Annotated in this window: 21 protein-coding genes and 1 riboswitch; of the genes, 8 read left to right on the top strand and 13 right to left on the bottom strand. The window is 28.6% G+C overall.

Annotated features, from left to right (window positions below; translation table 11 throughout):
- Complete coding sequence (locus tag M2214_RS03575) at positions 1-438, bottom strand: VanZ family protein (RefSeq protein ID WP_248482883.1); 438 nt, start codon at positions 436-438, stop codon at positions 1-3.
- An 88-nt stretch (positions 439-526) separates the two neighbouring features.
- Positions 527-874 carry a winged helix-turn-helix transcriptional regulator gene (locus tag M2214_RS03570; protein ID WP_456300429.1) on the bottom strand — a complete coding sequence of 116 codons (348 nt, stop codon included), beginning with the start codon at positions 872-874 and terminating at the stop codon, positions 527-529.
- A 210-nt stretch (positions 875-1,084) separates the two neighbouring features.
- Between M2214_RS03570 and M2214_RS03565 the strand changes: the two genes are divergently transcribed.
- A complete protein-coding gene (locus M2214_RS03565; RefSeq protein WP_248482881.1) occupies positions 1,085-1,804 on the top strand; it encodes an SDR family oxidoreductase in 720 nt (239 codons plus the stop codon).
- Between the two features lie 61 nt (positions 1,805-1,865).
- Here M2214_RS03565 and M2214_RS03560 read toward each other — a convergent pair whose 3' ends face one another.
- From M2214_RS03560 to M2214_RS03550, 3 genes are all read right to left on the bottom strand, one after another.
- Positions 1,866-3,521 carry a methyl-accepting chemotaxis protein gene (locus tag M2214_RS03560; protein ID WP_248482879.1) on the bottom strand — a complete coding sequence of 552 codons (1,656 nt, stop codon included), beginning with the start codon at positions 3,519-3,521 and terminating at the stop codon, positions 1,866-1,868.
- 236 nt (positions 3,522-3,757) lie between these two features.
- A complete protein-coding gene (locus M2214_RS03555; RefSeq protein ID WP_248482877.1) occupies positions 3,758-3,973 on the bottom strand; it encodes a hypothetical protein in 216 nt (71 codons plus the stop codon).
- Between the two features lie 318 nt (positions 3,974-4,291).
- Positions 4,292-6,010 (bottom strand): flavocytochrome c, encoded by a 1,719-nt coding sequence (locus M2214_RS03550; protein ID WP_248482875.1) that lies wholly within the window; start codon positions 6,008-6,010, stop codon positions 4,292-4,294.
- A 277-nt stretch (positions 6,011-6,287) separates the two neighbouring features.
- On the opposite strand from M2214_RS03550, the gene M2214_RS03545 reads away from it, so the two are divergent.
- The gene (locus tag M2214_RS03545; RefSeq protein ID WP_248482873.1) at positions 6,288-6,854 is read left to right on the top strand and encodes a sulfurtransferase; all 567 of its coding nucleotides are present in this window, start codon (positions 6,288-6,290) and stop codon (positions 6,852-6,854) included.
- Between the two features lie 147 nt (positions 6,855-7,001).
- Here the strand turns inward: M2214_RS03545 and M2214_RS03540 are convergent, their stop codons facing one another.
- The 5 genes from M2214_RS03540 to M2214_RS03520 form a co-directional block, all read right to left on the bottom strand.
- The gene (locus M2214_RS03540) at positions 7,002-8,378 is read right to left on the bottom strand and encodes a M20/M25/M40 family metallo-hydrolase (RefSeq protein ID WP_248482871.1); all 1,377 of its coding nucleotides are present in this window, start codon (positions 8,376-8,378) and stop codon (positions 7,002-7,004) included.
- A gap of 228 nt (positions 8,379-8,606) precedes the next feature.
- Complete coding sequence (locus tag M2214_RS03535) at positions 8,607-10,259, bottom strand: putative bifunctional diguanylate cyclase/phosphodiesterase (RefSeq protein WP_248482869.1); 1,653 nt, start codon at positions 10,257-10,259, stop codon at positions 8,607-8,609.
- A gap of 427 nt (positions 10,260-10,686) precedes the next feature.
- Positions 10,687-12,426 carry a flavin monoamine oxidase family protein gene (locus tag M2214_RS03530; protein ID WP_248482867.1) on the bottom strand — a complete coding sequence of 580 codons (1,740 nt, stop codon included), beginning with the start codon at positions 12,424-12,426 and terminating at the stop codon, positions 10,687-10,689.
- A gap of 199 nt (positions 12,427-12,625) precedes the next feature.
- Positions 12,626-13,054 (bottom strand): CBS domain-containing protein, encoded by a 429-nt coding sequence (locus tag M2214_RS03525; RefSeq protein WP_248482865.1) that lies wholly within the window; start codon positions 13,052-13,054, stop codon positions 12,626-12,628.
- 180 nt (positions 13,055-13,234) lie between these two features.
- Positions 13,235-13,927, bottom strand: a complete 693-nt coding sequence (locus M2214_RS03520; RefSeq protein ID WP_248482863.1) for a DUF421 domain-containing protein — start codon at positions 13,925-13,927, stop codon at positions 13,235-13,237.
- Between the two features lie 176 nt (positions 13,928-14,103).
- Between M2214_RS03520 and M2214_RS03515 the strand changes: the two genes are divergently transcribed.
- The 6 genes from M2214_RS03515 (at position 14,104) to M2214_RS03490 (ending at position 17,361) form a co-directional block, all read left to right on the top strand.
- The gene (locus M2214_RS03515; RefSeq protein WP_248482861.1) at positions 14,104-14,310 is read left to right on the top strand and encodes a DUF1657 domain-containing protein; all 207 of its coding nucleotides are present in this window, start codon (positions 14,104-14,106) and stop codon (positions 14,308-14,310) included.
- Positions 14,311-14,321: 11 nt separating this feature from the next.
- Positions 14,322-15,182 (top strand): DUF421 domain-containing protein, encoded by an 861-nt coding sequence (locus M2214_RS03510; protein WP_248482859.1) that lies wholly within the window; start codon positions 14,322-14,324, stop codon positions 15,180-15,182.
- Positions 15,183-15,196: 14 nt separating this feature from the next.
- Positions 15,197-15,676 carry a stage V sporulation protein AC gene (spoVAC, locus tag M2214_RS03505; RefSeq protein ID WP_248482857.1) on the top strand — a complete coding sequence of 160 codons (480 nt, stop codon included), beginning with the start codon at positions 15,197-15,199 and terminating at the stop codon, positions 15,674-15,676.
- Positions 15,677-16,681 (top strand): stage V sporulation protein AD, encoded by a 1,005-nt coding sequence (spoVAD, locus tag M2214_RS03500; RefSeq protein ID WP_248482855.1) that lies wholly within the window; start codon positions 15,677-15,679, stop codon positions 16,679-16,681.
- Between the two features lie 15 nt (positions 16,682-16,696).
- The gene (gene spoVAE, locus M2214_RS03495) at positions 16,697-17,050 is read left to right on the top strand and encodes a stage V sporulation protein AE (RefSeq protein ID WP_248482853.1); all 354 of its coding nucleotides are present in this window, start codon (positions 16,697-16,699) and stop codon (positions 17,048-17,050) included.
- 101 nt (positions 17,051-17,151) lie between these two features.
- Positions 17,152-17,361, top strand: coding sequence for a DUF1657 domain-containing protein (locus M2214_RS03490; protein ID WP_248482851.1), 210 nt, complete (start codon positions 17,152-17,154; stop codon positions 17,359-17,361).
- Positions 17,362-17,428: 67 nt separating this feature from the next.
- Here M2214_RS03490 and trhA read toward each other — a convergent pair whose 3' ends face one another.
- From trhA to M2214_RS03475, 3 genes are all read right to left on the bottom strand, one after another.
- Positions 17,429-18,097, bottom strand: a complete 669-nt coding sequence (trhA, locus tag M2214_RS03485) for a PAQR family membrane homeostasis protein TrhA (RefSeq protein ID WP_248482849.1) — start codon at positions 18,095-18,097, stop codon at positions 17,429-17,431.
- A 664-nt stretch (positions 18,098-18,761) separates the two neighbouring features.
- A complete protein-coding gene (locus M2214_RS03480) occupies positions 18,762-19,694 on the bottom strand; it encodes a magnesium transporter CorA family protein (protein WP_248482847.1) in 933 nt (310 codons plus the stop codon).
- A 343-nt stretch (positions 19,695-20,037) separates the two neighbouring features.
- Positions 20,038-20,197: riboswitch (M-box (ykoK) riboswitch) on the bottom strand.
- Between the two features lie 1,000 nt (positions 20,198-21,197).
- Positions 21,198-25,880, bottom strand: a complete 4,683-nt coding sequence (locus tag M2214_RS03475) for a cobaltochelatase subunit CobN (protein ID WP_248482845.1) — start codon at positions 25,878-25,880, stop codon at positions 21,198-21,200.
- Positions 25,881-25,895: the final 15 nt, after the last annotated feature.

Here is a 25,895-nt window from a genome sequence, read left to right as displayed (position 1 = left end):
CTAATAGGGATTATTTTTAATCTTCTTTAATATAACTATGTATATGTGAAATCCTATAATGCCACCTATCCAGTTTAAAATCACATCATCAATATCACAAGTACCTACTCCAATTATACATTGTATTATCTCAATAGAAATTGTTGCAATCAAAGAGAGTATAGCTATATCTTTAAATTTATTAATTCTATTGAATGCAATTGGAGTCAAAAATCCCATTGGTACAAAAGCTAATATGTTTCCAGCTATATTTACAAATGTTGCATTTAAATTATGTGAGAAAAATATGTACTCTACAATTGTTTTAAAAGGAATGAAGTTATAGCTTCTATGAAAATACCCTCTTCCATAATGTGTGCTAAAAAAGACTAAATTCAATAGGTAGCTTATATACATTACTAAAAATATACTACTTAATATCCTAGAAATTTTTTTCATATATAACTCCTTTTCTAACAGATTTTACATACTCAAGCAGTTTTATATATTCAAGCACGTTGCAAATAATCCATATTATGGTAACAACCTAATCACAAAGAGGATTAATAAGCCTGTACCTTTTATCCATATTTTTTTCTCCCCATTCGCACATTGATTCTAAAATAGGTAATAGTGTTTTTCCCTTTTTTGTCAAACTATATTCTACTTTTGGTGGAACCTCAGGATATACTACTCTTTCCACCAATCCATCTTCTTCTAATTCTCTCAGCTGATTAGTTAAAGATTTGTGAGAAATTTTATCTATAAATATTTTTATCTGCCCGAATCGTTTTGTACCCTCTTGTCCTAAAAAATATAATATTAGTGGTTTCCATTTTCCACTTATCATATCTAAAGTCACTTCCATTTCACATACTACTTCTTTATACTTCAATGTTTTTACCTCCTAAAATCAACTCAATAGTTACCTTCTTGTTACTATATTCAAAAAAAGTGCATACTTAACAATATCTTTTTCATTTATTATAATCAAATCATGAAGTTTGCAAACTGTTCAAATCTTAATAAGTAATACTGTTCTAGAATACTAGACTTCAATTAATATATCAATATTTAATATCAAAATAAAACTGGAGGTTATACTATGAAAAAATTAATCGTTATCACTGGCGCAAGCTCTGGTATAGGAAGAGCAACTGCTATTAAATTATCTAATGAAGATCATCCTTTATTATTATTATCTAGAAACAAAGAAAAATTAATGGAATTAAATCTTCCAAATACAATTTGTAAAAGTGTAGATGTAACAGATGTTCAATCAATTAAAGAAGCGGTGGCTGGAGCTGAAGAAAAGTACGGTAAAGTTGATTGTTTAGTGAATTGTGCAGGAATCATGTTGCTTGGAGAAGCTCAAAATCAAAATCCTGATGAATGGAAAAAAATGCTAGATGTAAATATTATGGGAGTATTAAATGAAATTCATGTTGTATTAGATGACATGATAAAGAGAAATGAAGGAACAATTATAAATATAAGTTCAATAGCAGGAAGAAAAACATTCCCTAATCACTCAGCTTATTGTGGTACAAAATTTGCTGTACATGCTATAACTGAAAATATAAGAGAGGAAGTATCTAATCATAATGTTAGAATGATAACTATAGCTCCTGGTGTAGTTGAAACTAACCTTTTAAGCCATACAACTTCAGATGATATAAAAAGCACCTATAAAGATTGGAAAAAAGAAATAGGGGGAGGTTTACAAGCAGAAGATATTGCAAATACTATCAGTTTTGCTTATTCACAGCCTCAAAATATATGTATAAGAGAAATAGTAATTGCTACTACAAGACAAGATTCATAATAAAAATACCTATAATGAAAGGGGTTTAATCCACAACCTCTTACATTATAGGTATTTAATTTTAAATTTTAAATTTCAATACAAAGCTGTTTAGTCTTTGTGATAATAAGGTTTGATTTTGAGTAACTTCATTTACTTCTTTAATAGTTTTTGTAGTTTCAGTAATATTCCCAGATATCGCTTCAGTACTCGCAGTAACTTGTTCTACAGCACTTCCAACAGATTCTATGGCTAAATTAACTTGTTCTATATATGTTGATATCTGATCTGAACTAACTAAAAAATCACCTAACAACCCACCTACAAATTCTGCATCTTTTAAATACTGTACTCCCGTATCAACCAAAACTTGATAATCTAAAATAACTTTTTCATCAATAAATTTTAATATGCCATTTGTATTTTCTACTAAGTTTCTAAATGCATCCTGAACCTGGTTAATTACAGTTTGAATATCTGACACTGTATCTGAAACTTGCTCAGATAATTTACGTATTTCTTCTGATACAACTGCAAATCCTATCCCTTGCTCTCCAGCTCTTGCTGCTTCTATAGCAGCATTTAAAGCTAATAAATTAGTTTGTTCAGCAATAGCAGAAATTTCACCGGCCATTTTTTCAATTTCTTTTACTACCATTCCTTGTTCTATCGATATTAAAATACTATCTTGTTTTTCTTTATATATAGCTGTAGCAACGTTCCTTGATTCTTCTGCACTGTTTTTCATTTTTTCAGCACGTATTCCAATCTCTTTTGCTGAACAATTTCCTTCCTCTGCTTTTTGTGACAGTTTTTTTGCAAAATTATATATTTCTCTACTAAAATTATTTACCTCTTCAGCAGAGTTACTTGTTTCCTCCATACTTGAAGTAATTTCTTGAGTTCCTACATTGATATTTTGTATTTGAATATTAATTTCTTCAACAATATCATTAAGTTGCTTATTTGAAAAACTAACTTCTTTACTATTAATTACAACTTCTTTAATAAGATTTCTTAAATTAATTGTCATTTTATTAAAAGCACTTGATAAGGCTCCTATCTCATCTTCACCAAACTCATCCTCTATAATTTTCAAATTTCCTTCAGCAATCTGGTTAGCCTTTTGATTCAATATGTTCAATTTTTTACGCAATGGAATGATTGTTCTACACATAATAATCAATGTTATTAAATTTATTAACATAATACAACTTATCACTATTAATCGAACTTTTCTTTGAACTTTTGCAAAGAGGTCATGGAATGCATGGCTATTCTTTTCAATTTCTTTAAATATCTTCTCTTCAGACTCTATAAATTTTACTAAATCTATTTTTTTTGCTTCATAATTCTTAACATTTAATACCCAATTTTCCTGATCTTCAACATCTTTATAACACCAATAATCGCCTTCTTCCATATCTGACGGTAAAATTAATCTATCTAGTTTAGTTACCATATCTATGAAATCTTTAGGTTTTGTTTGTAATTCTTTTTGTTTTTCGTAGAATTTTCTTAAATAATCTAGATCATTTGTTTGAGTATACTTTTGCAAGTAATATTTATTTTCCCATACCAATCCAATATGATCTCTCTCTAAAGACTGCATTGTTGATAATTTTTCTAAATATGAAATACCAAAAAAAGTAACACTAATAGATAATACTGGCAATAATAAAAGAAGTCCTAATTTTTGTTTTAATAAATTTTGTATAGTTTTTTTTAATCCAAACATTGTTTATACCCCTGCTTTCATTTTGAATTCCAAATATTATTAGGTTATTAAATTATTAAATTTTATCATACCAGATAAGTATATAACAAAATCTCTCTTCCATTCAATAACATATTTATATTTATTTACCTATGCAAGGAGTTTATTGAAATAATCTCATATTAGTTTTCATATATGTTTCTTGTTGATAGCTTAATTTAAGATTAAAATAACTAATAGAATAAGGTAAACAGAAACTACTTATAATTTCTCACATATCCCTCGTCATAACCTAGGCCTCCAACTTTTTTATCAAATATATTAATTTCTAAAGTGTAAGTTCCATTATATACAGGTTTATTATCTATTATTTTATAAGTTGTATATTCCAGTGTATTTTCTAATACACCATTTGTACATTTTATCGCTCCTATATATTCATTAGGTCTTCTTAGTTTATAATAGCTTTGCAAAAACTTACTTTGATTAGAATCTATAATTGCTACTATTTGCGTATTTATAAAATGTTTCTTGAACTATATCTTGCGCATCCTATTCATTTGCTCCTATTTTTTAAAGATATTTATATAAAAGATTCATTTTTTCTTTAAAGTAGTATTCTAAATCCATGATTCCTCCTTTCATTTATTAATTATTAACAAAGTAAATTACATATATATAACTAATTAAGAACAAAAAAGTATACAAAAACTTTTAAATTATTTATAATTTCCTTAAATAAAAAAACAGCCATATTAATTAAAATATGACTGTAGTATATTTAACTATATTTATTTGTTAATTACAATACTTTCTCCAGCTCTTTTACCAAATACTAAAACCTCTGTTATAGCATTTCCTCCAAGCCTATTTGTACCATGAGTTCCTCCTACTATTTCTCCAGCAGCATATAATCCCTGAATTATAGTTTTATCTGCTTTTTCTACTTGATTTTTATTATTGATTTTTACGCCACCCATTGTGTGATGAACTGCAGGAGCTACTACTTGAATATAATAAGGACCTTCACTTATTGATACTAAATTTCCTCTTCTATTAAACTCTTCATCCTTACCAATTTTCACATAATTATTATAATCTTCTATAGTCTTTCTCAAAGTATCTTTATCTAGTTTGAAGAACTGCGCTCCATCTTCTATAGTCTTGAACTCTCCAAATAGGTTATCTTTCATAAGTCTTTTTGCTTCTGCCTTATGATTTATTGTTCCATTTCCTATAGTCTCAATTTCTTTTCCCCAAATCAAATAAGCAACTTGTCCTTCTTGAGCTAATATATTTTCCGAAACAACATCTCTTCTCTCTAACTCTTCTACAAATCTTTTTCCAGATTTATTTACTAGTATAGCTCCATCAAATCTAGATCCTCCTACATGAGAAAGTTCTCCTGTGTTTGGATTGCAAATAGGAAAAGTTTGGATGTAGTTCATATGAACAAATTTAGCTCCAACTCGCTCACTCATGATGTGGCCATGGCCCGTTACACCACTAACATTAGTCGTCTTATATCTATCATCAAGCTTAGAATTATATTTCTTTCTCATCTCAATATTTCCACTAAATCCTCCAGTTGCAAGTATAACTCCATACTCAGCACTAAAAGTAATTTCTTTTTCAGCTACTCTAGATTTAACCCCAACTACTCTTCCTTTATCATCACAAATTAAATTTTTACAATCTACTCCGGTTAGAATTTCTACTCCCAGTGATAAAGCTTTAGCTTTTAATTTAGATATAAGCTCTATTGCATATTTTCCATTAAATACAGAGGCCCTCGGAACTTTGTGTCCTCCAAAATGTATAAGTTTCTTTGGTTTAAACTCTACTTCTACAACGTCTTTTAACCATCTATATGTATCTAAAGCGTTTTGTACAAGAATATCCACTTGATCTAAGTAATTCTCTTGATCTCCACCTTGAAGTATATCATTATAAAAGCTTTCTTTACTATCTATTATTTCATTTTCCTTTTGTTCATCATTTTCAGGAATATTAACTCCACCCATAGATACTAGTGTATTTCCCCCTAAGTTATTCATTTTTTCTAGCAATACAACTTTTGCCCCGTTATCAGCAGCCGATATTGCAGCTGAAAGACCAGCTCCTCCACCTCCGACAACTACTACATCAAATTTTTCTACAGAGTTTAGAATTCTTTTCTTTGCATTAATTTTCTCAAGATTTTCCGATTGTAATATTAGTGTTTCTAGTTCTTTTCTATCCCCATTAGCTTCTATTAAAGCATTCTTTACCGCTTCTCTAATTCCTCTAGAACTCATTGAACACCCCGATACATTAGGAACTAAAATAGTATTTTTCTCTATTATATTTTTAATAATATACTCAAATGCTGGGTCTGATATAATTTTTGTTTCATTATGACTTATTACTACTATATCATTTATTTTACTTTTTAATATCTCAACTTCAAGCTCTATATTTCCTCCATACCCATTTCCTATGCCTATATATTTTCCGTCTTTATACTGCATAATTGTTCCTCCTAAATGTGATTAGTTTTATGTCAAACTATTTTTGCAACATATTCGATTATACATTCATATAAAGTTAAGGTCAATATATATTTTGTACAAAATGTTGAACACTAGATTTACCAAGAGTAAAATGAAAGTATAGTAATAGCAAAATAATGTTGTAGAAGATGATTTAGTTGAAAAATTTTGTTACTGCTTCTTGGCTATTTAATCATTTAGATAATAATAGTATGGTAGTTTTGGATTGTAGATTTAATTTATTTTTATCCAACTTATGGAAAAAATATATGAAGAAGATCATATTAAAAATGCATTTTACCTTGACATGAATAATGATTTATCAGGGGAAAGAAAAAAACATGGAGGATTCAGGCCTATTCCAGATTTGAATCTATTTAAAGAAAAATTAGAAAATATAGGAGTTAATAATCATACAACCATTGTCATATATGATGAATATTTAGATGGTGCTCCTAGGCTTTGGTGGTTATTAAAATATTTAGGATACGATAAAACCTATGTACTGAATGGTGGTACACAAGAATGGAAAAAGCAAGGTTATCCTATAACAAAAGAAATACATAAAGTAGAAAAACAAGGAAAATACAGTATAAAAATAAATAAAGATATTTATTGTTATATAGATTATGTAAAATCAAGAAAAGCCGACGATAATATCGTATTAATCGACTCTAGGGCCTATGAAAGATATCTAGGAGAAAATGAGCCTTTATATGCTACAGCTGGGCATATTCCTAGTGCTACGAACTACCCATGGCAAAATAATATAAAAAATAATTTTTTCAAAGAAAAAGAGTCCTTAAAAAAGGATTTGGATTAGCTATAAAGAAAACCCAGTTGCTAAACTGTAAATTTGTATTCTTCATCAATTACATTAAAAAGAAGAGCTTATGCTCTTCTTTTTCTAGACTAATTTCAGACTAACTTTCCATTTATAAATTTACTTTAAAAATAGTTTTTTCAATTATTATTTAATATAAAATTCACCATTCTTTGATTTGTTTCCTAAGTCAAATCTATTGAAAGATTTCATAGTCTTAATTACTTTATCTTTTTGATCTGTAGGCATCTCTTTCTCTAAATCTCTAAGCATATTTAGTACTACAGAGTATACATTTAAAACATTCATTGAATCAATCTTATCTATTGAATCTTCATCTGTATGATAGTTTTGATCTATATGATAGTCAAAATGTACAGATGGTATACCAACTGTATCAAATGATGTATGATCACTTCTGTCTTCAACACTACGATCATAATTATAACCAAGCTCTTTAGTACATTTTTCTGCTAAATCAGCCATGTACGTATTAGAATTATCTGTAGCTGTCATAATTCCTAAGGTTTCTCCAACCCCTATCATATCCATATTAATCATACATGCAATATTGTCTTTTTCTTCTTGGCTTAAGGATTCTACATATTTTTGTGAACCAACTAAACCTATTTCTTCTGCTCCAAATGCAACAAACTTAACATTGTAGTTTAATTTTAACATCTGAGAAGCTCTAGCAAGTTCTAATAATCCTGTTACTCCCGAGCAATTGTCATTAGCTCCAGGTGTATCAACACAGTCCATATGTGCTCCAATTATTACTGTTTTAGCATTTCTAGCATTTTTTTGAGCATATAAAGTCCCTATAACATTTTCAGAATAACTATCCTTCACCTGTGTATCTATTTTCATACAAACTTTTATTAATTCTCCTTTATCTAGTATAGCTTTTAAAGCCTCACCATCTTCTTGCATTATAGCTAATGCTGGAATATCTGATATCTGACCTAAAGTTCCACTAATCATTCCCTCACTATTATTAAAAATAATAACGCCTATAGCTCCAGCTTTTGCTGCATTTTGGACTTTATCATAGAAAGTATAGGCACCTCTTTTAATTAAAGCAATTTTCCCTTTCACATCAATGTTTGTAAAATCTTCTTCTGAACCTAAATTTGCAAAGACTATATCGGCTGAAATTCCTTCACTCGGCGTCGCAGGCGTATAAGTAAAATTTTTAGTCTCTATTTCTTTCCCATCAAGAGAATCTATAATTAGTTTAGATCCTTCATCTAAAAAAGCAGTTACTGGGAATTCTTGTCTATCTATAATTAAGTCATAATCTTCAAATTGTTGCGCTATGTAGTCAGCAGCTTTGTGCTCTCCCTCAAATCCTGTTACTCTAGCATTATCTACGCTTGCAAGCACATTTAGATGTTCATATACTCTGTCATCAGCAGGATAAGGTGAATCTTTAAGTGTAGGCTGTGCATAAGAAAAAGAACTTAACATAGTAAACATGGCTACCCCAACATAAAATCCTTTAAATCTTCTTAAATTATACAAACTACTCCCCCCTATAACTTTTTATTTTTTACACATAATGGAATTCATGTAATTATATCATATGATTTTTATTATAAAATGATTTTTTTTAAAAAAATCAGAATATAAACACAATTGTTTCATTTTGTTAACTGCTATGCTATTTTCATGTCTACATACTAAAAAGCTACCTTTAATTTAAAGGTAGCTTCAGTTTAACTTTCTATTATGTATTTATTCAATCCCTTATCAAATAAGCAAATCACCTTTAAATATATCCTCTTCAGGTAGCGGCTTACTTATCAAATAGCCCTGTATTTGGTCGCACTTATATTCTTTAAGCTTATCTTTTTGTGCTTCTGTTTCTACACCCTCAGCTACAACTTCTAAGTTAAGCTTATGAGCTATTTCGATTATTGATTTTATTATTGTCTCATCTATTTCATCATTTCTTATATCATCAACAAAAGACTTATCAATCTTTAGTATATTAGTAGGTATTTTTTTCAAATAATTGAGTGATGAATACCCCGTTCCAAAGTCATCCAATGATACTTGTATTCCAAGTTCAATTAATTGATTTAAAATTGCCTCATTTGTTTCAAAAGATTCCATTAAAGCGGTTTCAGTTATTTCAATTCCAATCAACTTTGGATTAACTTCGATTTTTTCAAGAATTTTTTTTATAGTAGACATGTAATTTGCATTCATTAACTCTACTACTGATACATTTACAGATACAATTATATTCTTTTTAGAACTCTTATTTATTTTTTTACTAAACTCACATGCTTTTTCGAATACCCATATACCAAGTTTAGATATTAATCCACTTTCTTCAGCTATACCAATAAATCTATCAGGAGGAACAAAGCCATAATCTGGACTAATCCAACGGATTAGAGCTTCATATTCTATAATTTCATTATTTTTCAGATCAACCTTAGGTTGATAATACAGTACAAGTTCATCATTTTCTATAGCATTTCTTAATTTATTTTGCATTTGCATTTTTTCAAAAGATTTTTCATTCATATCTTTTTCAAAGTATACATATCTAGCCCTACCTGAATCCTTTGCTTTATACATTGCAGTATCAGCATTTTTTAATAATTCATCTAAATTATCTCCATCTTTCGGATAAAGTGTTATTCCTATACTTATAGTTAAGTAAAATTCCTTTTCTTGAATATAAAATGGCTTTTCAAAAATGCTTATAACTTCATTAACTATGTTATCTATTATTGTTCTATTATTTACATTCTTTAGAAGAATAATAAATTCATCTCCACCAAGCCTCGCTATAAATTTATCATTTCCAATTAATTCTTTAATTCTTTTTCCAATATCTATTAAAATTTCATCCCCAAATCCATGACCAAAAGTATCATTTAATATTTTAAAATTATCAACATCAATAAAGAAAACCACACCTTTAGCTCCAGAAGTCTTCGCTACTTCTAATTCATCTCTTAGTTTTTCATTTAAATATGTTCTATTAGGTAATCCCGTTAATATATCATAATATGCAAGCCTCTTTATTTTACTCTCTTGAATTTTTCTTTTTTCGATATTCATAATCAGTAAAACAATTAAAGAACTCATTATAATAAACATTCCAATAAGAATCCATACTAATAATTTATACTTTTCATAAAAAGTAAGGTTTTTATGAATTAAAATACTGTATTTGGATAAATAATTTGATCTAATGCCATACTTTAATAAAACATTATTATTTGATTTTATTCCTTCGATTTGATTAAAAAAGGTTGGAAAACTTGAATTGTACGAATTTATAAGTAATACTTTCTTTTTATATTCAGCATATGTAAATGATGTCATCAGAAAAAACATCAAAAATGATATTAATATTGTAACCACCTTTATGTATTTTTTCATATGTTCAACTCCTAGTTTTAGTCCATGATTATTGTAAATAAAATAATCAATTCTATCATTTAATGTCCTATTAAATCATTCTACATTTTTATATATAGTCCTTTATATTTTTACAATGCCTTGATAATTTATAGTAAAATATTTTATATGTAATAAAAAAGACTGCCCTATTATTAACAGAACAATCCTTTTGATATAAATTGTAGTTATAAAGTCATCTAATGTGTTATCTATATGAAACTATATATGTTAATCTTTTCTTAATTTTTCTATATTTATATAAATATTATATACTAATTTCATAAAGATTTTATAATTTTTTTAGTAATAAATTCATTTATTCTTAAATATTTCAACACTATATAGATATTTTACAAATTAAGGATACTAATATATTGTGTAAAGAAACGTATAACCTATATAGCTTTTAACCTTTATGAATCTTACAATATTTTACCAAAGAATTTGCTGCCTTCATTCCACTATTTAAAGCACCTTGCTGCCAAGCATGTGTAGTAGATGTATGTTCACCTGCAAAAAATACTCTATCATTATATTCAGGTTTTATCATAGCATATGAAAAAACTCTTTTCTGTTCTGGGAAAAAATAAGCAAAAGCTCCATAAAACCCTTCTTCTTCATCCCATTGTACAGTTTTATAATCTTTTATTACTGAATCAAGATATTCTTTTTTAAGTCCATGAACAGCTTCTACTTGTTCTTTTATTTCTGTAAACTTTAGATTCTTATTTAAATTTCCTAGTCTTACTGAATCTAAAGAAAAATTGTATGATGCTAAAAGAACTCCTGGATCATCAGGTGAACAATTTTTTCTAGGTTCCCAATTGTCAAATACAGATTCACCAAAACAAGCTATTCTATTATCATCAGCAACACATTTTGCATGATCTGAAGGATACCAAATGCTTGTAATAGGTAAGTCTGTATATGAGCCTCCTCCTATAATTCCTTGTTCTTCCCAAAATCGTTTATCACAAAGAAATAATGTTTTTTGAGAATTTGAATAGTTAACTTCTTTTATTGATTGCATTTTTCTCGTGCTAAACAAAGGATTAATATTAACATTTCTAAGGCTTGAAAATGGTATAGTACAAATAACGTAATCAAATGTTTCTTGTAAAGTTTCTGTTGAATTCTTATTTTTATATTTTAATACAACTTGGTTTCCTTTTTCCGATTTGTGAATTCCTGTAACTAGATTTCCACTTTTCCACATTACTTTTCCCAAATCATTATTTGATATATTTTCATAATTATTAGGATTTTGAGATATTAAAGATTTATAAAAAGAAAGAGGAAGATTGGCCATTCCACCCATAATTTCATATAAGAATGAAAAATCTACAGGATACTCTTCTTGTAAGATTTCAGAATAGCTGTTGTAATAAAAAGAACCTATAAAAGGAGAAATACTTCCTAAAAGATTTAAAGCACCTTGGCTTAGTTTCATTAATTCAAAAACTTGACGGATATTATAATATGTCCAATATTGAATCGGTAAACTGTATTTAGGCTTAACTTCTAAAATTTCTCTTCTTAGGCATGGATTAATACTTGCTAAAGGAGTCCCTAGCCCATATTCTATAAGCTCTTGCCACGGAGTATTTCTTTCCCATAATTTCAAATTAAATTGTGGATAAATTTTCTCCATTACATTCTTTCCTTCAGGATCATTTCTAACTCTTATATCTCTTACATATAAAAAAGCATTTTTGTTAGTTTGAACAAAAGGCCTCGTATTTAAGTTAAAAAGATTTATGTAATGCCAAGTAGTTTCATGACTTACTGGAATACGCATAGCACCAAGCTCTCCATAAAGTTTTTTATCTTCATCAAAGTAATAAGTATAAACTCTTCCTCCTACACGATCTTCTAAAGCTTCAAATATAGTAGTATCAAACCCAATCTTTCTAAGTTCAAATGCTGATGATAGACCTGCTAATCCTCCTCCTATTATACCTACTTTGACTCCCTTAAACCTTCCTGGTGATGCTATGGTTGTAATATCAGGTGGAGGATTTAATAATTCTATAATGTTATTAAAATCTTCTAAACGATTAACTCTTTTTAATGCATATCTAATTAATTTATGTCTTTCTAAACTAGTAGGGTTATCAGGTTGTGTAGGTAAAGACACTGTTTTCATAATAGATTCAACTCCTTAAAAATCACACTCACATAGTTAATTATATTAATGTAATTTTTATAAAATGAATAAAAAGTTCATTTAGCCGCTACACACTGACTTTTGTTTAATCTATATTATCAATAGATTAAACCTCGTATTAAATATATAGAAATCAAAAAAGAGAGCATATGCTCTCTTTTTTGACTTTTATAGTTTTTTATTTCATTTCATTACCTGGTTTTGAGATTGAACTTAAGGCTTCACCAGCTTCATTTACATGTATATTTACATTTGCTAAATCACCTAGCGAAAGAATTCCAACAATCTTGTTGTTTTCAACTATTGGTAGTCTTCTTATCTGATTTTGAGCCATTAATGCAGCTGCTTCATGAGCATCTGTATCAGGAGTCGCACTTACAATATTTGAACTCATTACATTTCCTACATTTTGATTAGCATTATTATTCTCAGTAACACTTCTTAAAACTATATCTCTGTCTGTTATTACTCCAACAGGATTTTTATTTTCATCACAAACAGGAACTACTCCAACATTTAGAGATTTCATAATATTTGCTGCTTCTGCTATATTAGAATTTGTAGTTACACATGATACTTCGCTTGTCATTATATCTCTTACTTTCAAAATTAAAACCTCCTCTTTTTTGAATCAATATTAGTTTCTCTTTTTTAGAAAGTTTTATTTATAAATTTTAAAAAATGATTTTTTTACTAGTTTTTTTAAATTTTTCATTCATTTATAAAACTATATATTTATCATTTTCTAAATTTAATAAATACTTTATAGTATAAAGAAAGAAGGTATTTACCTTTTTTTCTTTTTTACAATATGAAGTCCTTCATCTTTCTTCCATTCAGCATAAAAAATTTCTTTTATTTTACTTATTTTATTTGTATGAAGCTGTTTTTCAAGCCATTTTTCATCAAATCCACAAGCTTGAACATTATCCCATAAAACTTCTCCATCTAGTATCAGAGTGATAGGCAAGTATACAGGTTTTTCTGATAAATTCAAATCTTCATTTGTAGGATTATCATACTTTGATTTTTTTAGAACACTGATTGAGCCATTTGTTTCTAAAATGGCATATTGAATTTCTCGAATAGAAAATATATCTTTTGATCTTAATAAACTTTGTAATTCATTTATATCTAGTTTTTCTTTTTTTAATTCTTTAAAATCAATTTGTCCATTTCTAATTAGAATAGAAGGCTTACCTTCGAAAAAGCTTCTTGTTGCTTTAAATTTTTGTGTTGCTACTTCAATTATATATAATAATGACGCCCATAAAGAAACTGCATATAAAATATAGAATATATTAATATCTTTATCATAAATAGCATTACCTACTAATTCTCCTAATACTAATGCAGATATAAATTCAAAAGGAGTAATCTGACTTATTTGAGTTTTTCCTAAAATTTTAGTAATCATAAGTAATGCAAAAAAACCAACGACTAATTCAATAGTTAAATTTAATATATGTGATATGTTCAATCATTTCACCTCAATTCTATTTTGTATTATTTACTGATAAAAATTAATATATACCTTTTTCATAAGCATGATATGGAAATTATTACAATGTTTTAAAAATTCGTATTGTGAATGAATAAAGAATAATTGCAAAAAATAGATATAAAGTAAGTTATACATTAGAAAGGATGATAATCATGACTATTGGTGCTAAAGTAAAGCAAACTTTAGCTAGTTTAAAAGGTACTCAAAGTACTTTAAGGCTATATTCAATACAATCTCAAGATAAAGAAACAAAAAACACATATAAAGAAGCACTAGATATAACTAATGAAATAATTAATGATTTAGAAGAAAGGATAAAAGCTTTAGAGTTTGAAGAACCACAATATAAAGGTTATTAGGTGATGTAAATATGAATACTTGGATTGAAATATTAATAAGATCAGTAGGTTTGTTTTTTTTAACTTTACTATTTATTAGAATTATGGGAAAAAGACAATTAGCTAGAATGACATCGTTTAATTTTGTTAGTTACACTGTTATTGCAATTTTAGTTGCTTTAATTTCAGCAAATATAATTAAAAACTTAGCATTTGGATTTGTTGCTTTAGGCGTTTGGATCTTATTTACTATAGGACTAGATTATTTATGTTTAGCAAGCAAATTAATTCATGATTGGGTGTATGGGAAAGAAACAATTTTAATAAAAGATGGAAAAGTTATGGAAGAAAATTTAAGTCAAGTAAGATTTACAGGAGAAGAATTATTAAGAGAGTTACGATCTAAAAATGTATTTAATTTAATGGATGTTGAATTTGCTCTAATGGAAACAACAGGTGAAATTAATATGTTGTTAAAATCAGACAAAAATCCTATTACACCACATGATTTAGGAAAACAAGTATCACCACAAAGTGAATCTCAAACAGTAATCTTAGATGGGAATATAATTGATGAAGCTCTAACTAATAGAGGATTAAATCGAAGATGGTTAAACACACAATTAGAAAGTACAGGAGTATCTTTAGATAATGTTTTTATTGGCCAGGTAGATTCTTCTGGAGATTTATATATAGATCTTTTTGAGGATTCTATACAAATTCCTAGACCCCAAGTAAAAGAACTAATTTATTCTAATCTTGAAAAAACTCAATCTGATCTCCTTAGTTTTGCATTAGAAACAGAAAACCCAAAGGCAAAAGATATGTATTCAAACGATGCACAAAAACTTCAAAGTATTGTAAAAAAACTAGAACCTTATTTATTACATTAGAAGGTGATGATTAAATGTCTAATAAAAAAAAGAAAAAACTAACTCCTACTCAACAGGAATATCAAGATTTTGCAAAAGCTAGGGAGCCAAAGCGAAAAGTTCTTCGTAATTGTTGCAGAGCATTTGTTGTTGGTGGATTTATTTGTACTCTAGGACAAGGACTACAGTGGGTGTTTATTAATTACTTTAATTTCACAGAAAAAACAGCGGGAGATCCCGCAACAGCAGTTTTAATCATTATTTCAATTTTGCTTACTGGATTTGGTGTGTATGATCATATTGCTCAATGGGCTGGCGGTGGTACTATTATTCCTATTACAGGTTTTGCTAATACCATGGCTTCTGCTGCTATTGAACATCGTAGTGAAGGATATGTTCTAGGAGTAGGCGGAAATATGTTTAAATTATCAGGTTCAGTAATTGTTTATGGGGTTTTTTCAGCGTTTGTTGTTGCTCTTATTAAAATTACTATCAAATGGTTAGGTGGGATGTAAATGCTAAAAGGACATCAATCGTGGGTATTTAATTCAAAGCCTGTTATAATTTCTTCTGCTGCTGTTGGAGGTCCTTTTGAAGCACAGGGTAATTTAGCTGATGACTTTGATATTCTTCATGATAATATATGGCTAGGGCAAGACAGTTATGAAAAAGCAGAAAAAAAACTGTTAGAGCAAGCCTGTGAACAAACAATACAAAAAGCTGGACTGAAAAAAGAAGATATTCAATTTTTTCTAAGTGGAGATTTGATGAACCAGATTATTTCAAGTTCTTTCGCTGCTCGTACTCTTGGAGCACCATTTTTAGGTATATTTGGAGCTTGCTCTAGTGCTATGCAAGGGTTAGCTTTAGGCAGCTTATTGATTGATAGTCAGGCTGCAAACTATGTCTTAGCAGGTGCATCTAGTCATAACGCATCAGCTGAAAAACAATTTAGATATCCAACAGAGTATGGTTCTCAAAAGCCTCCAACTGCTCAATGGACTGTAACTGGAGCTGGAACAGGTTTGTTATCAAATAAAGGCCAAGGGCCCCGTGTTACATCAGCTACTATTGGAAGAGTAGTAGATATGGGTCTTTCTGATCCATTTAACATGGGAGCAGCCATGGCACCTGCAGCAGTCGATACAATTCAAGCTCATTTTAGAGATTTAAATATTGATCCATCATATTATGATGTTATCGCTACTGGAGATCTTGGAAAAATAGGACATAAAATTGCAGGAGACTTATTAATTAAACACGGATTAAAAATTCCGCGTGAAATATTTACAGATTGCGGAATAATGATATATAAAAAGGACCAACCTGTTATGGCAGGTGGTAGTGGATGTGGCTGTTCTGCTACTGTAACTTATGGTCATTTTCTTAATCGTATGAAAAAAGGAGAGTTAAAAAGAATATTAATTGTAGCAACAGGTGCTCTACTATCTCCTATTTCATATCAACAAAAGGAAAGTATCCCTTGCATAGCTCATGCAGTATCTATAGAAATGACTTAAAAGGAGGTTTAAATATTGGAAAAGTTCATTTGGGCATTTTTAATAGGTGGAGCAATATGTGTTATTGGACAAATTATGATTGATGTATTTAAACTTACTCCTGCTCATACAACAAGTACCTTAGTTGTAATAGGAGCAGTACTTGGAGGACTTGGATGGTATGAACCGTTAATAGAATTTGCAGGAGCAGGAGCATCTGTTCCAATAACTAGTTTTGGAAATGCCTTAGTTAAAGGAGCTCTAGCAGAAGCAAAGCGAACTGGTATAATTGGTGTTCTCACAGGAATTTTTGAAGTTACTAGTGCAGGAATTTCTTGTGCAATAATTTTTGCATTTATGGCATCGTTGATATTTAAGCCTAAAGGTTAAGAAATGGATAAACATTCTATAATTAACTTTTTATTAATAATATATATTTTTTAAAAAAGGAAATAATAATTAATGAGCAACTAACAAAGGAGGGTTTTTTAATGAGTACAATAAATAAATTAGAACAAGCGTTAGCAGGTAGTAAAGGATTGGCATCACAATTTAAAACTTTTGCATTAGATACTGATGATCAAAATGCAAAACAAATGTTTAATCAACTATCTCAAAGTGCTGAAAATATGGCTCAACAGCTTCAAGGTAGAGTTGAATATGTAAAAAACGAAGAGCCTCAATATAGACAAGAACAATAATAAAATAAAAAATCACATTTCTAATCCAAGAAATGTGATTTTTTTATTTTATTAATTAAATTTCACTTTATCTAAGATATATAAAAATCCCAAAGAAGTGTATAACGCTACCCGCCAATACAAACACATGCCATATTGCATGATTGTAAGGTATCTTCTTTATAGCATAAAAAATAGTACCAATTGTGTACACTATTCCTCCTGCTAAAAGCCATATAAAAAATTCAACAGGAACCACTTTAATCATAGGTTTTATAGCAATTACTAATGACCATCCCATAAATATATATAAAGCTAGTGAAACTACCTTATATTTCTCAAAATTATTAAATGTAAGAACTTTAAATGTAATTCCCAATAATGCGATTGTCCAAATAGCACTCATAAGCCCTATTCTCCAGTACCCTGTCATAGACAATAAAATTATAGGTGTACACGTTCCCGCTATACATAAATATATAGATGAATGATCAAATAACCTAAATATTTTTTTTAGTTTTTCTTGTTGAAAACTATGGTACAGCGTTGATGCTATGTACAAAGAAATCGATCCAAAGCCGTATATACTAAAAGCAACAATTGAGATAGTATTTCTTTCTGAAATTGAGTAAACTAAAAGAATTGTTAGTGTAACAATGCTAAATAAAATTCCTATTCCATGAGTTATACTATTTGCAATTTCTTCCTTTATTGTGTATTTAGGTTTTGCTTGTAGACTGTAATCTATTGGTTTCATTTAATACCTCCTTATATATTTATTCAAAATATATTTTTATAAATAATACTTAATGTTATTCTACCCATAATTTTATTATATCAAATATATAACATTCTATTATTAAATATTAAAAATAAAAAATTCAATTCATGCTAACACCTTGCTCATTTTAAAATTCTTATTTATTTCAATTTCATCCTCCTGTGTCCACTTACTCTCAATTCCCATAAATCTACACTAATATAAACTAAACAATCATCCTCTTTAATCACCGTCTTACTTTACATAAATTTTTTTCTTTAAATTGTCTATATCTCTTTTATAATAATTACCGCTCAAACGTTTATTACTATATTCTTTTTCTAACTTATTATACATACTTATAATCTATTTTTATTCATTATATTACCTCCATAATCTTTCACTGCTCACATAGATATATTTATATTCTATTTTAACAAGTCATCTCCTTTTTATTCCATTTTTTTAAGACTCCTATAACATCTATACAAATATAGAAGAATAATATGGTATAAAAAATACCTTTTCTAAATCTATAAATACTACCTTGTTTTGCATTTACATAATAAAAAAGCTACCTAATTAAAAAAGGTAGCTTTTTCATTATGTAAATGCTTTTATGTTTTCACAAATCTTGAATAAACAACTTTATACTCATTTTTTAAAACATTTTTTTCTTTGCCATTATAGCAGCTATTATGGACGAAAGAAAAAAAGATATAAATAGAACTATACTAAAAGCATGAGGATTTTGAGATAAAGGTATATTTACGTTCATACCGTAAAAACTTGCCACAATAGTAGGAATAGACATTACTATTGTAACAGAAGTTAAAAATTTCATAACTATATTTAGATTATTTGAAATAATTGATGAAAAGGCATCCATCATACTACTTAAAATATTACTATATATATTTGCCATTTCAATAGCCTGTTTATTTTCTATAATAACATCTTGGAGTAATTCTTTATCTTCAGCATACTGTTTAATATTTTCAAGTCTTAACATTTTTTCAAGTACTATTTCATTTGCTCTTAAAGAAGTAGTAAAATATACTAAGCTTTTTTCAAGAGATAATAATTGAAATATTTTTTTATTTTCAGTAGATTTATGAAGCTCTTTTTCTATTTGATTACTTTTTCTATCAATATGTCTTAAGCATTGAAGATATAAAGTTGCATTTTTATAAAGTACCTGAAGAATAAATCTAGTCTTTTTAAATGTAGAGAAACCTTTTACTTTTCCTGTAAAAAAATCATTTAGTATAGACGTTTCTCTTATACAAATAGTAACTATATATTCTTTTGATAAAATCACGCCTAAAGGAATTGTTGCATAAAACTCAGAATCTTTTTCCTTCTCTATTATAGGCAAATCTACTAAAATAACAGTATAATTTTCCTCAGTTTCAATCCTTGAGCTTTCTTCTTCATCAAGTGCAGCCTTTATATGATCACACTCTATATTAAACATATCACATACTTTATTTATCTCTTCTTGAGTAGGATTTGTCAAATTAACCCAAGTGTCTCTTTCTATATTATCTAGTTTTACTAACTTTTCATCAATAGTTTTATATACTCTAATCATAGTTATATCTCCTTTACATTTAAATTACAGCACACCATACCTTACTTTTATTTAGCATTAACAAATTTGATGCACTTTAATAAATGTAAAAAATAACTATTGTTAATAATAAATAAATATGTAAGGCACTATTATAGTTCTTAATTTATTCCTCGGTTCAGGACCAGAATCCATAACACACCTTCCTTTCAAAATAAAAAAGTCTTCCTCTGAAGATTTTAAAGGTAGACTTTTTTGAAATTCGTAACGGAAATTATACTTATCTATAATTTAAATAGGAATATAATGTCCTACTCATTATAAAAAAACTTTCATAATAAATGAAAGTTTAAAAATATACTTTTCAATTCTTTCCTCGTTAAATTTTATAACTATATAGATTTGGATCCATCTACATTAAGTAAAATCTTAATCACATAGTAACGGTTAAGCCGTTAGCATCTGTCGATATTCCAAGAAAGTAAAGTATATCTATACAATAGCTCAACCTAACAAAGAATATTTTATTTTCTTAATCTATAATATTAAATATATTAAAATCAGTCAATATTTACTGTAAAATCCATTATATAAAATTTGATCAATTGACTTGCTTATCATAAACTTTTTTCTGCTAAAATCAAACTATATTTCTTATTAACTAAGTACTTTACCTCTTCTAACCTATGCTAAATAGTATCTTAAACCATAAAATATCCTTCAAATTAACTTATATATCTCTTTACTAGAAATAAAGACTTCTTTTATTATCCATTAATATTATAGCCTTATATCCGATTTACTCTGTTATTATAGTTTCTAACACGAGGACCGAAGTATTTTTTTCCTTTCCTGCATTAGAATCAAAAATATGTGCATATAATACACCGTTTAAATCATAATGAACTTCATATTCAAGTTCACCTTCTTTATTTCTTATAAGAATACACTCTTTAATTGAATTTTTTTTTATATTTGATAATATTTCGTATTTATTTAATTTCGGCTCGTTTATCTCATATTTTTTATTTAAAGGATTAGATATGTATATACTAGATTATTCTCCATATTTATCAATACATACTTCTATAATGTCTTTTTCATCATATACATATTATTTCTTAACTATAATCATATACATCTCACTCTTATCGATACCTTTTACTACCTTAATTCCATTCCTATCAAATATTTCTCTTTGAGTTTCAAAATCAATAAGCTTATCCTCTGCAACAATATCATCTGCTTCTTTATGTATTCTATTTATATCGTCTTTACTCTGAGAATGAAAAATTAAAAGCTTACCATTTTCTTTTAAATTCTCATCTATAAACGCCTCTATATAATTATTTTATTTATTTGAAAAGAACCTATATATTTAAAAACTTATAATACCCCATACCTACATTCCATTACTTTAAATCTATATTGTCTAAAGTTAAAATGTATTGCGCTATAAATAATATAAAAAACAAGGAATCCTTTTTTTAATTAAGGATTCCTAATTATTAATTGAAATTTTTATTATTTTCTTTTTACATATCCTCGAATAATCAATCCAACAAGCCCTAAAGCCATAACAATGGCAGATACTGATACAGCATTATTTGCTTTTCTTTGTTTTTGTTCCTCTTTTTTCTTAATTTCATAAGCTTTCACACCAGTCTTTTGACTCTCTTCATGATTTTCTGATTTCTTAGGCTCTACCAACTCACCCTTTTTCATACCATGAGTATTCATTGACACATCCATTTCTTTTTCTTGTTGTTTTTCACCTGTATTACTTATATCAGTTTGTGATTCTATTATATTTTCAGGTGTCAATAATGTTTGATTATCTTCTATAACTTGTTGAGTAGGATTTATTTCATTATCTTTCTCTATTTTAAGTTGTTGTTCTTGTGATTTTTTAGACTCTTCAATAGACTCTTCTGGTTCTTCTACAACAGGAACTGTTTCATTTTTCTCATCTTCTTTTTGTTCTATATCGTCTTTATCTTTATTCTTTTTTTGTGATTCATCTATTGCACTGTCTATTTTTAAATCGTTATCTGTAGCTTGTTGATATATATTATTAAACTTATTTAATGTATCCTTATCCAATGTAGTAAAACTGGCTGCCAACTCATTCAATTTAACATTTGCACAAGTATGATGACAACAAACAACACCATAATCTACAGCTGTTTCAATATAAATATCTGAAAGTTTTTTCATTGTTTCATCATCAGTCTCCCACATATCACGTCTTGCAGCTTCTAAATTCCATCCAATAACGGATTGAATTACATAAGGATCTAATTGAGAACGAATACTCTCATCAAATATAAATGTTTCAGCTACATTTTGCCAACCCCAGTCATCAATAGCATCTAATGTTGCATCCATTAAGAACATATTTTCTATATGCTTTCCAATTTCAACAGAACCAGAAAAACCTTCTTTTAACATACCTTCAATCCATTTAGGATTCAATATCCTTGTTCTTAACTCTGTTGATATAAACTCTGATAATGTTTGAACTTCAGGTTCTCCAGCTTTTCGTGTATTTACAATATATGATTGAACATCTTTGCCAGAAGCCACCTTAGCGGCCAAATTCAATCCTCCTAAATACTGAGCTACATCATCATTATCCATTGTTCCCCATATTGAATCTCTTATTTGAGTGACAACATCTACATAACTTAATACATCTTTAAAAAGATCTTTTGCTTTTCCATCAAAATTTTTGCCAAAAGTATCTTTTCCATAAATAAATGACATTCGATTCATGTAAACGTCAACAAGATCTTCTTGAGAATCCCATGAATCTGTAGCCTCAGCCATGCTCGAAACACCTGTTCCATAAGTTCCTGGTGCATCTCCAAAGATTCTTGCTCCTGCTAAGAAATCTGCTGTTTCTTCATCTATACCTTCCTCTTTTAGTTTTTCCTTTATAATATTATAATGTTTTTTAAGATAGTTATTATCATTAGATTCATCAAGCTTTTGTACTAATCTAAAAGCTTCATCTAAAATTTCTGCTGTATTTGAGAATGTATCTCTAAATAATCCTGATATAGTTACTGCTACATCAACACGTGGTCTTCCAAGTTCATTCAATGCTGTAACCTTTACAGAATCAACTCGTCCATATTTATTATATTCAGGTTCTGTACCTATTAATCTCATAATCATTGCGACAGTTTCACCATTTGTCCTCATTGTTTCAATAGCCCATAACACCACACCTACAGATTCTGGATATTCTCCATACTCAGCTTTATATTTTTCAAGCAATTGATCCGCAGCTTTTTTTCCTGTTTCCCATGCTGCTTTGTCAGGGATTTCTCTAGGATCAAATGTAACGATATTTCTACCTGTAGGTAATGCATCAGGTATTCTTAATGGATCTTTTCCTGGTCCTGGTTCAATATATTCTCCATTAAGAGCTCTTAAAATATTGCTAATTTCTTGAGTTGCTAATGTTAAGTTATTTTCAATATTACTTCTATCATTTTCCCTATTATCCTTATCATAACTTACAATAGAATCCACCATCTTATCCAATAGTTCTCCTTGTGGTGCTTCACCTAGTGTATGTAATCCGTAAGGCATCAATTCTTCTGTAAACGCTTCAAGATATTCATGTAATTCTTCAGCTGAATCATAAAAGTTATTTGTCAGATCTAAATTAATTTCTTTATCAAGATTATTACTCTTAACTATATCAATAATCTGGTTTTGTAGCTGCACAGTTCTTTCATTATCTCCGTTTTTCATTTCATTTAAATATTTTATAATTAAATCTTGTAAATTTACTAAATCACCATAAAGCTCTGGTTGAACCATTGGAGGAATCAAATGGTCAATAGTAACTGCGTAACCTCTTCTTTTGGCTTGAGTTGCTTCACCTGGATTATTCATAATATAAGGGTTAATATTCACCATATTTCCAATCAATTGATCAGGCCAATCATCTTCACCTAAACCGACACTACGACCCGGTAACCATTCTAAAGTACCATGGGTACCTAAATGTATTACAGCATCAGCTCTAAACTCATTTTGCAGCCATAAGTAAAAAGCTATATATTGATGTGTAGGTGGCAATTTTGGAGAATGAGCTATCTTGCTTGGATCATCTCCCCAACCACGCATAGGTTGTGGACCTACGAAAACGTTCCCCATATTCATACCTGGCAGGATAATTTGACCCTCTATTACCATGATATTTCCTGGAGCAGGTCCCCATTCCTCTTCTACATCATCTTTTAATTCTTGTGGTAAATTATTATACCAATCAAGGTATTGCTCTACTGGAATAGTCATAGCACCTGCATCTAATAATTTTTCCATCTCCCCTGGTGCCCAGCTGCCTACATTTCGTCCACGTTCATCAATCATTTTCTTTATTGATGTATAATCTGTTTCTCCATCAATGTTATAACTATTATCTTTTAATGCTTCTAAAATATTAGATGCACTTTCTATTGTATTTAAATACGAGGCAGAAATACCATCTTTTCCACCATCATGATTATAATAAATTAAAGCAACCTTCTTCTCTTCATTTTCTTTGTTTTTAAGATTTGCCCAAGATGATATTCTTCCTTCTAAACGTTTTATGTTATAGTCTAGAGCCACTTTTTTTATAAGCGATACACCTGTAACAGGATCAGTTCCTATTTCCTTTGTTCCTCCCATAAATACTGGTTCAATTCTTCCATCCATTTCAGGTAGTGCTATTTGCCAATACATTTCGTTAGTAATTCCAGCAGGATTTTGTTCCCAATTATCCAGATCACTACTATATGTAGGTGAAATTACCGGTACATTTAATTTTCTAAAAAGCTCAACACCTACTTCAGGTTTTCCGTATTTATAATTGAATCCAAATCCTGCAACATAAGCATCAATTATACTTTTGTTGTTTCGAATGAAATATTCATCTAATAGCACATCTCTCTTACTATCTGTAAATGTAAGTATCACATTGCTATCATTTTTTTCTAATTCTTTTAATAATTCTATATACATATCCATATCATTATTTTTAAAACTACTGTTATATGTTGATATTCCTATCCATGGAGCATTTTTCTTAAAATGATTACTTCTTTTATACCAAGCTTTATATGCCTCTAAATTTTCAAATACTCCTGGGAAAGTTTGTGGTGTTTTTAAACAGTTTTTTACTTGTTCAAATAAATCACTTGTATCTTTAGAACAGTTCAATGTATTTTTAATAGCATTTGCTAAATCTTCAGCTTCAATATTTTTGTCTGCTCTTTCATAAAAAGCATGATAGGATGAATCAATTACAATAGGTGTTGTTGGTCCATCATCACTACATACTGAATTGTAAACTGCATCTGTAACAGAAGTAATAAAATCATTTGAATCTCTTAAGGATACAAATAATTCATTCCAACTGTCTTCATCTGATTCTGAAGAAATAATATTCTCTTTTAATATATCTTGTGCTAAAAGTATTCTTTGATCTTCTTCATAAACTGCCTCATAAACCGATTCATAAACTGCTCTATGTGCTGTATTTGTCATTAACCCAATATCTATTTCTTCAGTTTCTTTATTTATATATTCATAGAAAACTTTACCAAGTTCTCCTGCATTAAATGAAATTTCTCTTGCATCAGGATGATAAATAAATCGACTCGGCATTTCTGAAGGTTGTATTGATTCATCTACTTGTAATCCTCCTAATTTTCCTAAATAGAGAAGGAGCTTACGCATATTTTCAACTCCACCTTTTGTGAAGTAATCTTTTATTTCTTCATCTTTACTATAATCAATATTTGGATACTGTCCTGAAAAATCACTACTTCTCGTAGCATATACATGACATGATTCAGGAGAATCTGAAATAATCGGTCCTAACGAGCTAATTCCATCTGAACCAATCATTTCCATTAATAATGCATCTGCATTTTTTAAATCAGTCTTCAACTCATCAGTAATATTTGAATTATTTAAAAGTGTCGTGCTAAATATTTTTACATCTAAAGGATATTTCTCTTGAAGTTCTTTATAAGCATCTACAGCAGGAGCAATATAACTGTCACTACCAAGTACTAAAACAATTTTTATTTTATTCATATCCTCAGCATTTGCAATAGGTATATTAATAACATAAGTCATCATTATGCTTAATAATATAAAAGTAGCTATTAAACGTTTGTATATATTTTTTAAATGATACACGAATTTTTATCCCCC

This window comes from Tepidibacter aestuarii (genome assembly GCF_934924865.1).
Taxonomy (GTDB): domain Bacteria; phylum Bacillota; class Clostridia; order Peptostreptococcales; family Peptostreptococcaceae; genus Tepidibacter_A; species Tepidibacter_A aestuarii.
This window is presented reverse-complemented; position numbering and strand designations above follow the sequence as displayed.

Bases quoted from the DNA above. Each gene is read 5' to 3' on its own strand.
- M2214_RS03575 (WP_248482883.1), bottom strand. From the start codon at position 438: ATGAAAAAAATTTCTAGGATATTAAGTAGTATATTTTTAGTAATGTAT.
- M2214_RS03565 (WP_248482881.1), top strand. From the start codon at position 1,085: ATGAAAAAATTAATCGTTATCACTGGCGCAAGCTCTGGTATAGGAAGA.
- M2214_RS03560 (WP_248482879.1), bottom strand. From the start codon at position 3,521: ATGTTTGGATTAAAAAAAACTATACAAAATTTATTAAAACAAAAATTA.
- M2214_RS03550 (WP_248482875.1), bottom strand. From the start codon at position 6,010: ATGCAGTATAAAGACGGAAAATATATAGGCATAGGAAATGGGTATGGA.
- M2214_RS03545 (WP_248482873.1), top strand. From the start codon at position 6,288: ATGGAAAAAATATATGAAGAAGATCATATTAAAAATGCATTTTACCTT.
- M2214_RS03535 (WP_248482869.1), bottom strand. From the start codon at position 10,259: ATGAAAAAATACATAAAGGTGGTTACAATATTAATATCATTTTTGATG.
- M2214_RS03530 (WP_248482867.1), bottom strand. From the start codon at position 12,426: ATGAAAACAGTGTCTTTACCTACACAACCTGATAACCCTACTAGTTTA.
- M2214_RS03515 (WP_248482861.1), top strand. From the start codon at position 14,104: ATGACTATTGGTGCTAAAGTAAAGCAAACTTTAGCTAGTTTAAAAGGT.
- M2214_RS03510 (WP_248482859.1), top strand. From the start codon at position 14,322: ATGAATACTTGGATTGAAATATTAATAAGATCAGTAGGTTTGTTTTTT.
- spoVAC (WP_248482857.1), top strand. From the start codon at position 15,197: ATGTCTAATAAAAAAAAGAAAAAACTAACTCCTACTCAACAGGAATAT.
- spoVAD (WP_248482855.1), top strand. From the start codon at position 15,677: ATGCTAAAAGGACATCAATCGTGGGTATTTAATTCAAAGCCTGTTATA.
- M2214_RS03490 (WP_248482851.1), top strand. From the start codon at position 17,152: ATGAGTACAATAAATAAATTAGAACAAGCGTTAGCAGGTAGTAAAGGA.
- trhA (WP_248482849.1), bottom strand. From the start codon at position 18,097: ATGAAACCAATAGATTACAGTCTACAAGCAAAACCTAAATACACAATA.
- M2214_RS03480 (WP_248482847.1), bottom strand. From the start codon at position 19,694: ATGATTAGAGTATATAAAACTATTGATGAAAAGTTAGTAAAACTAGAT.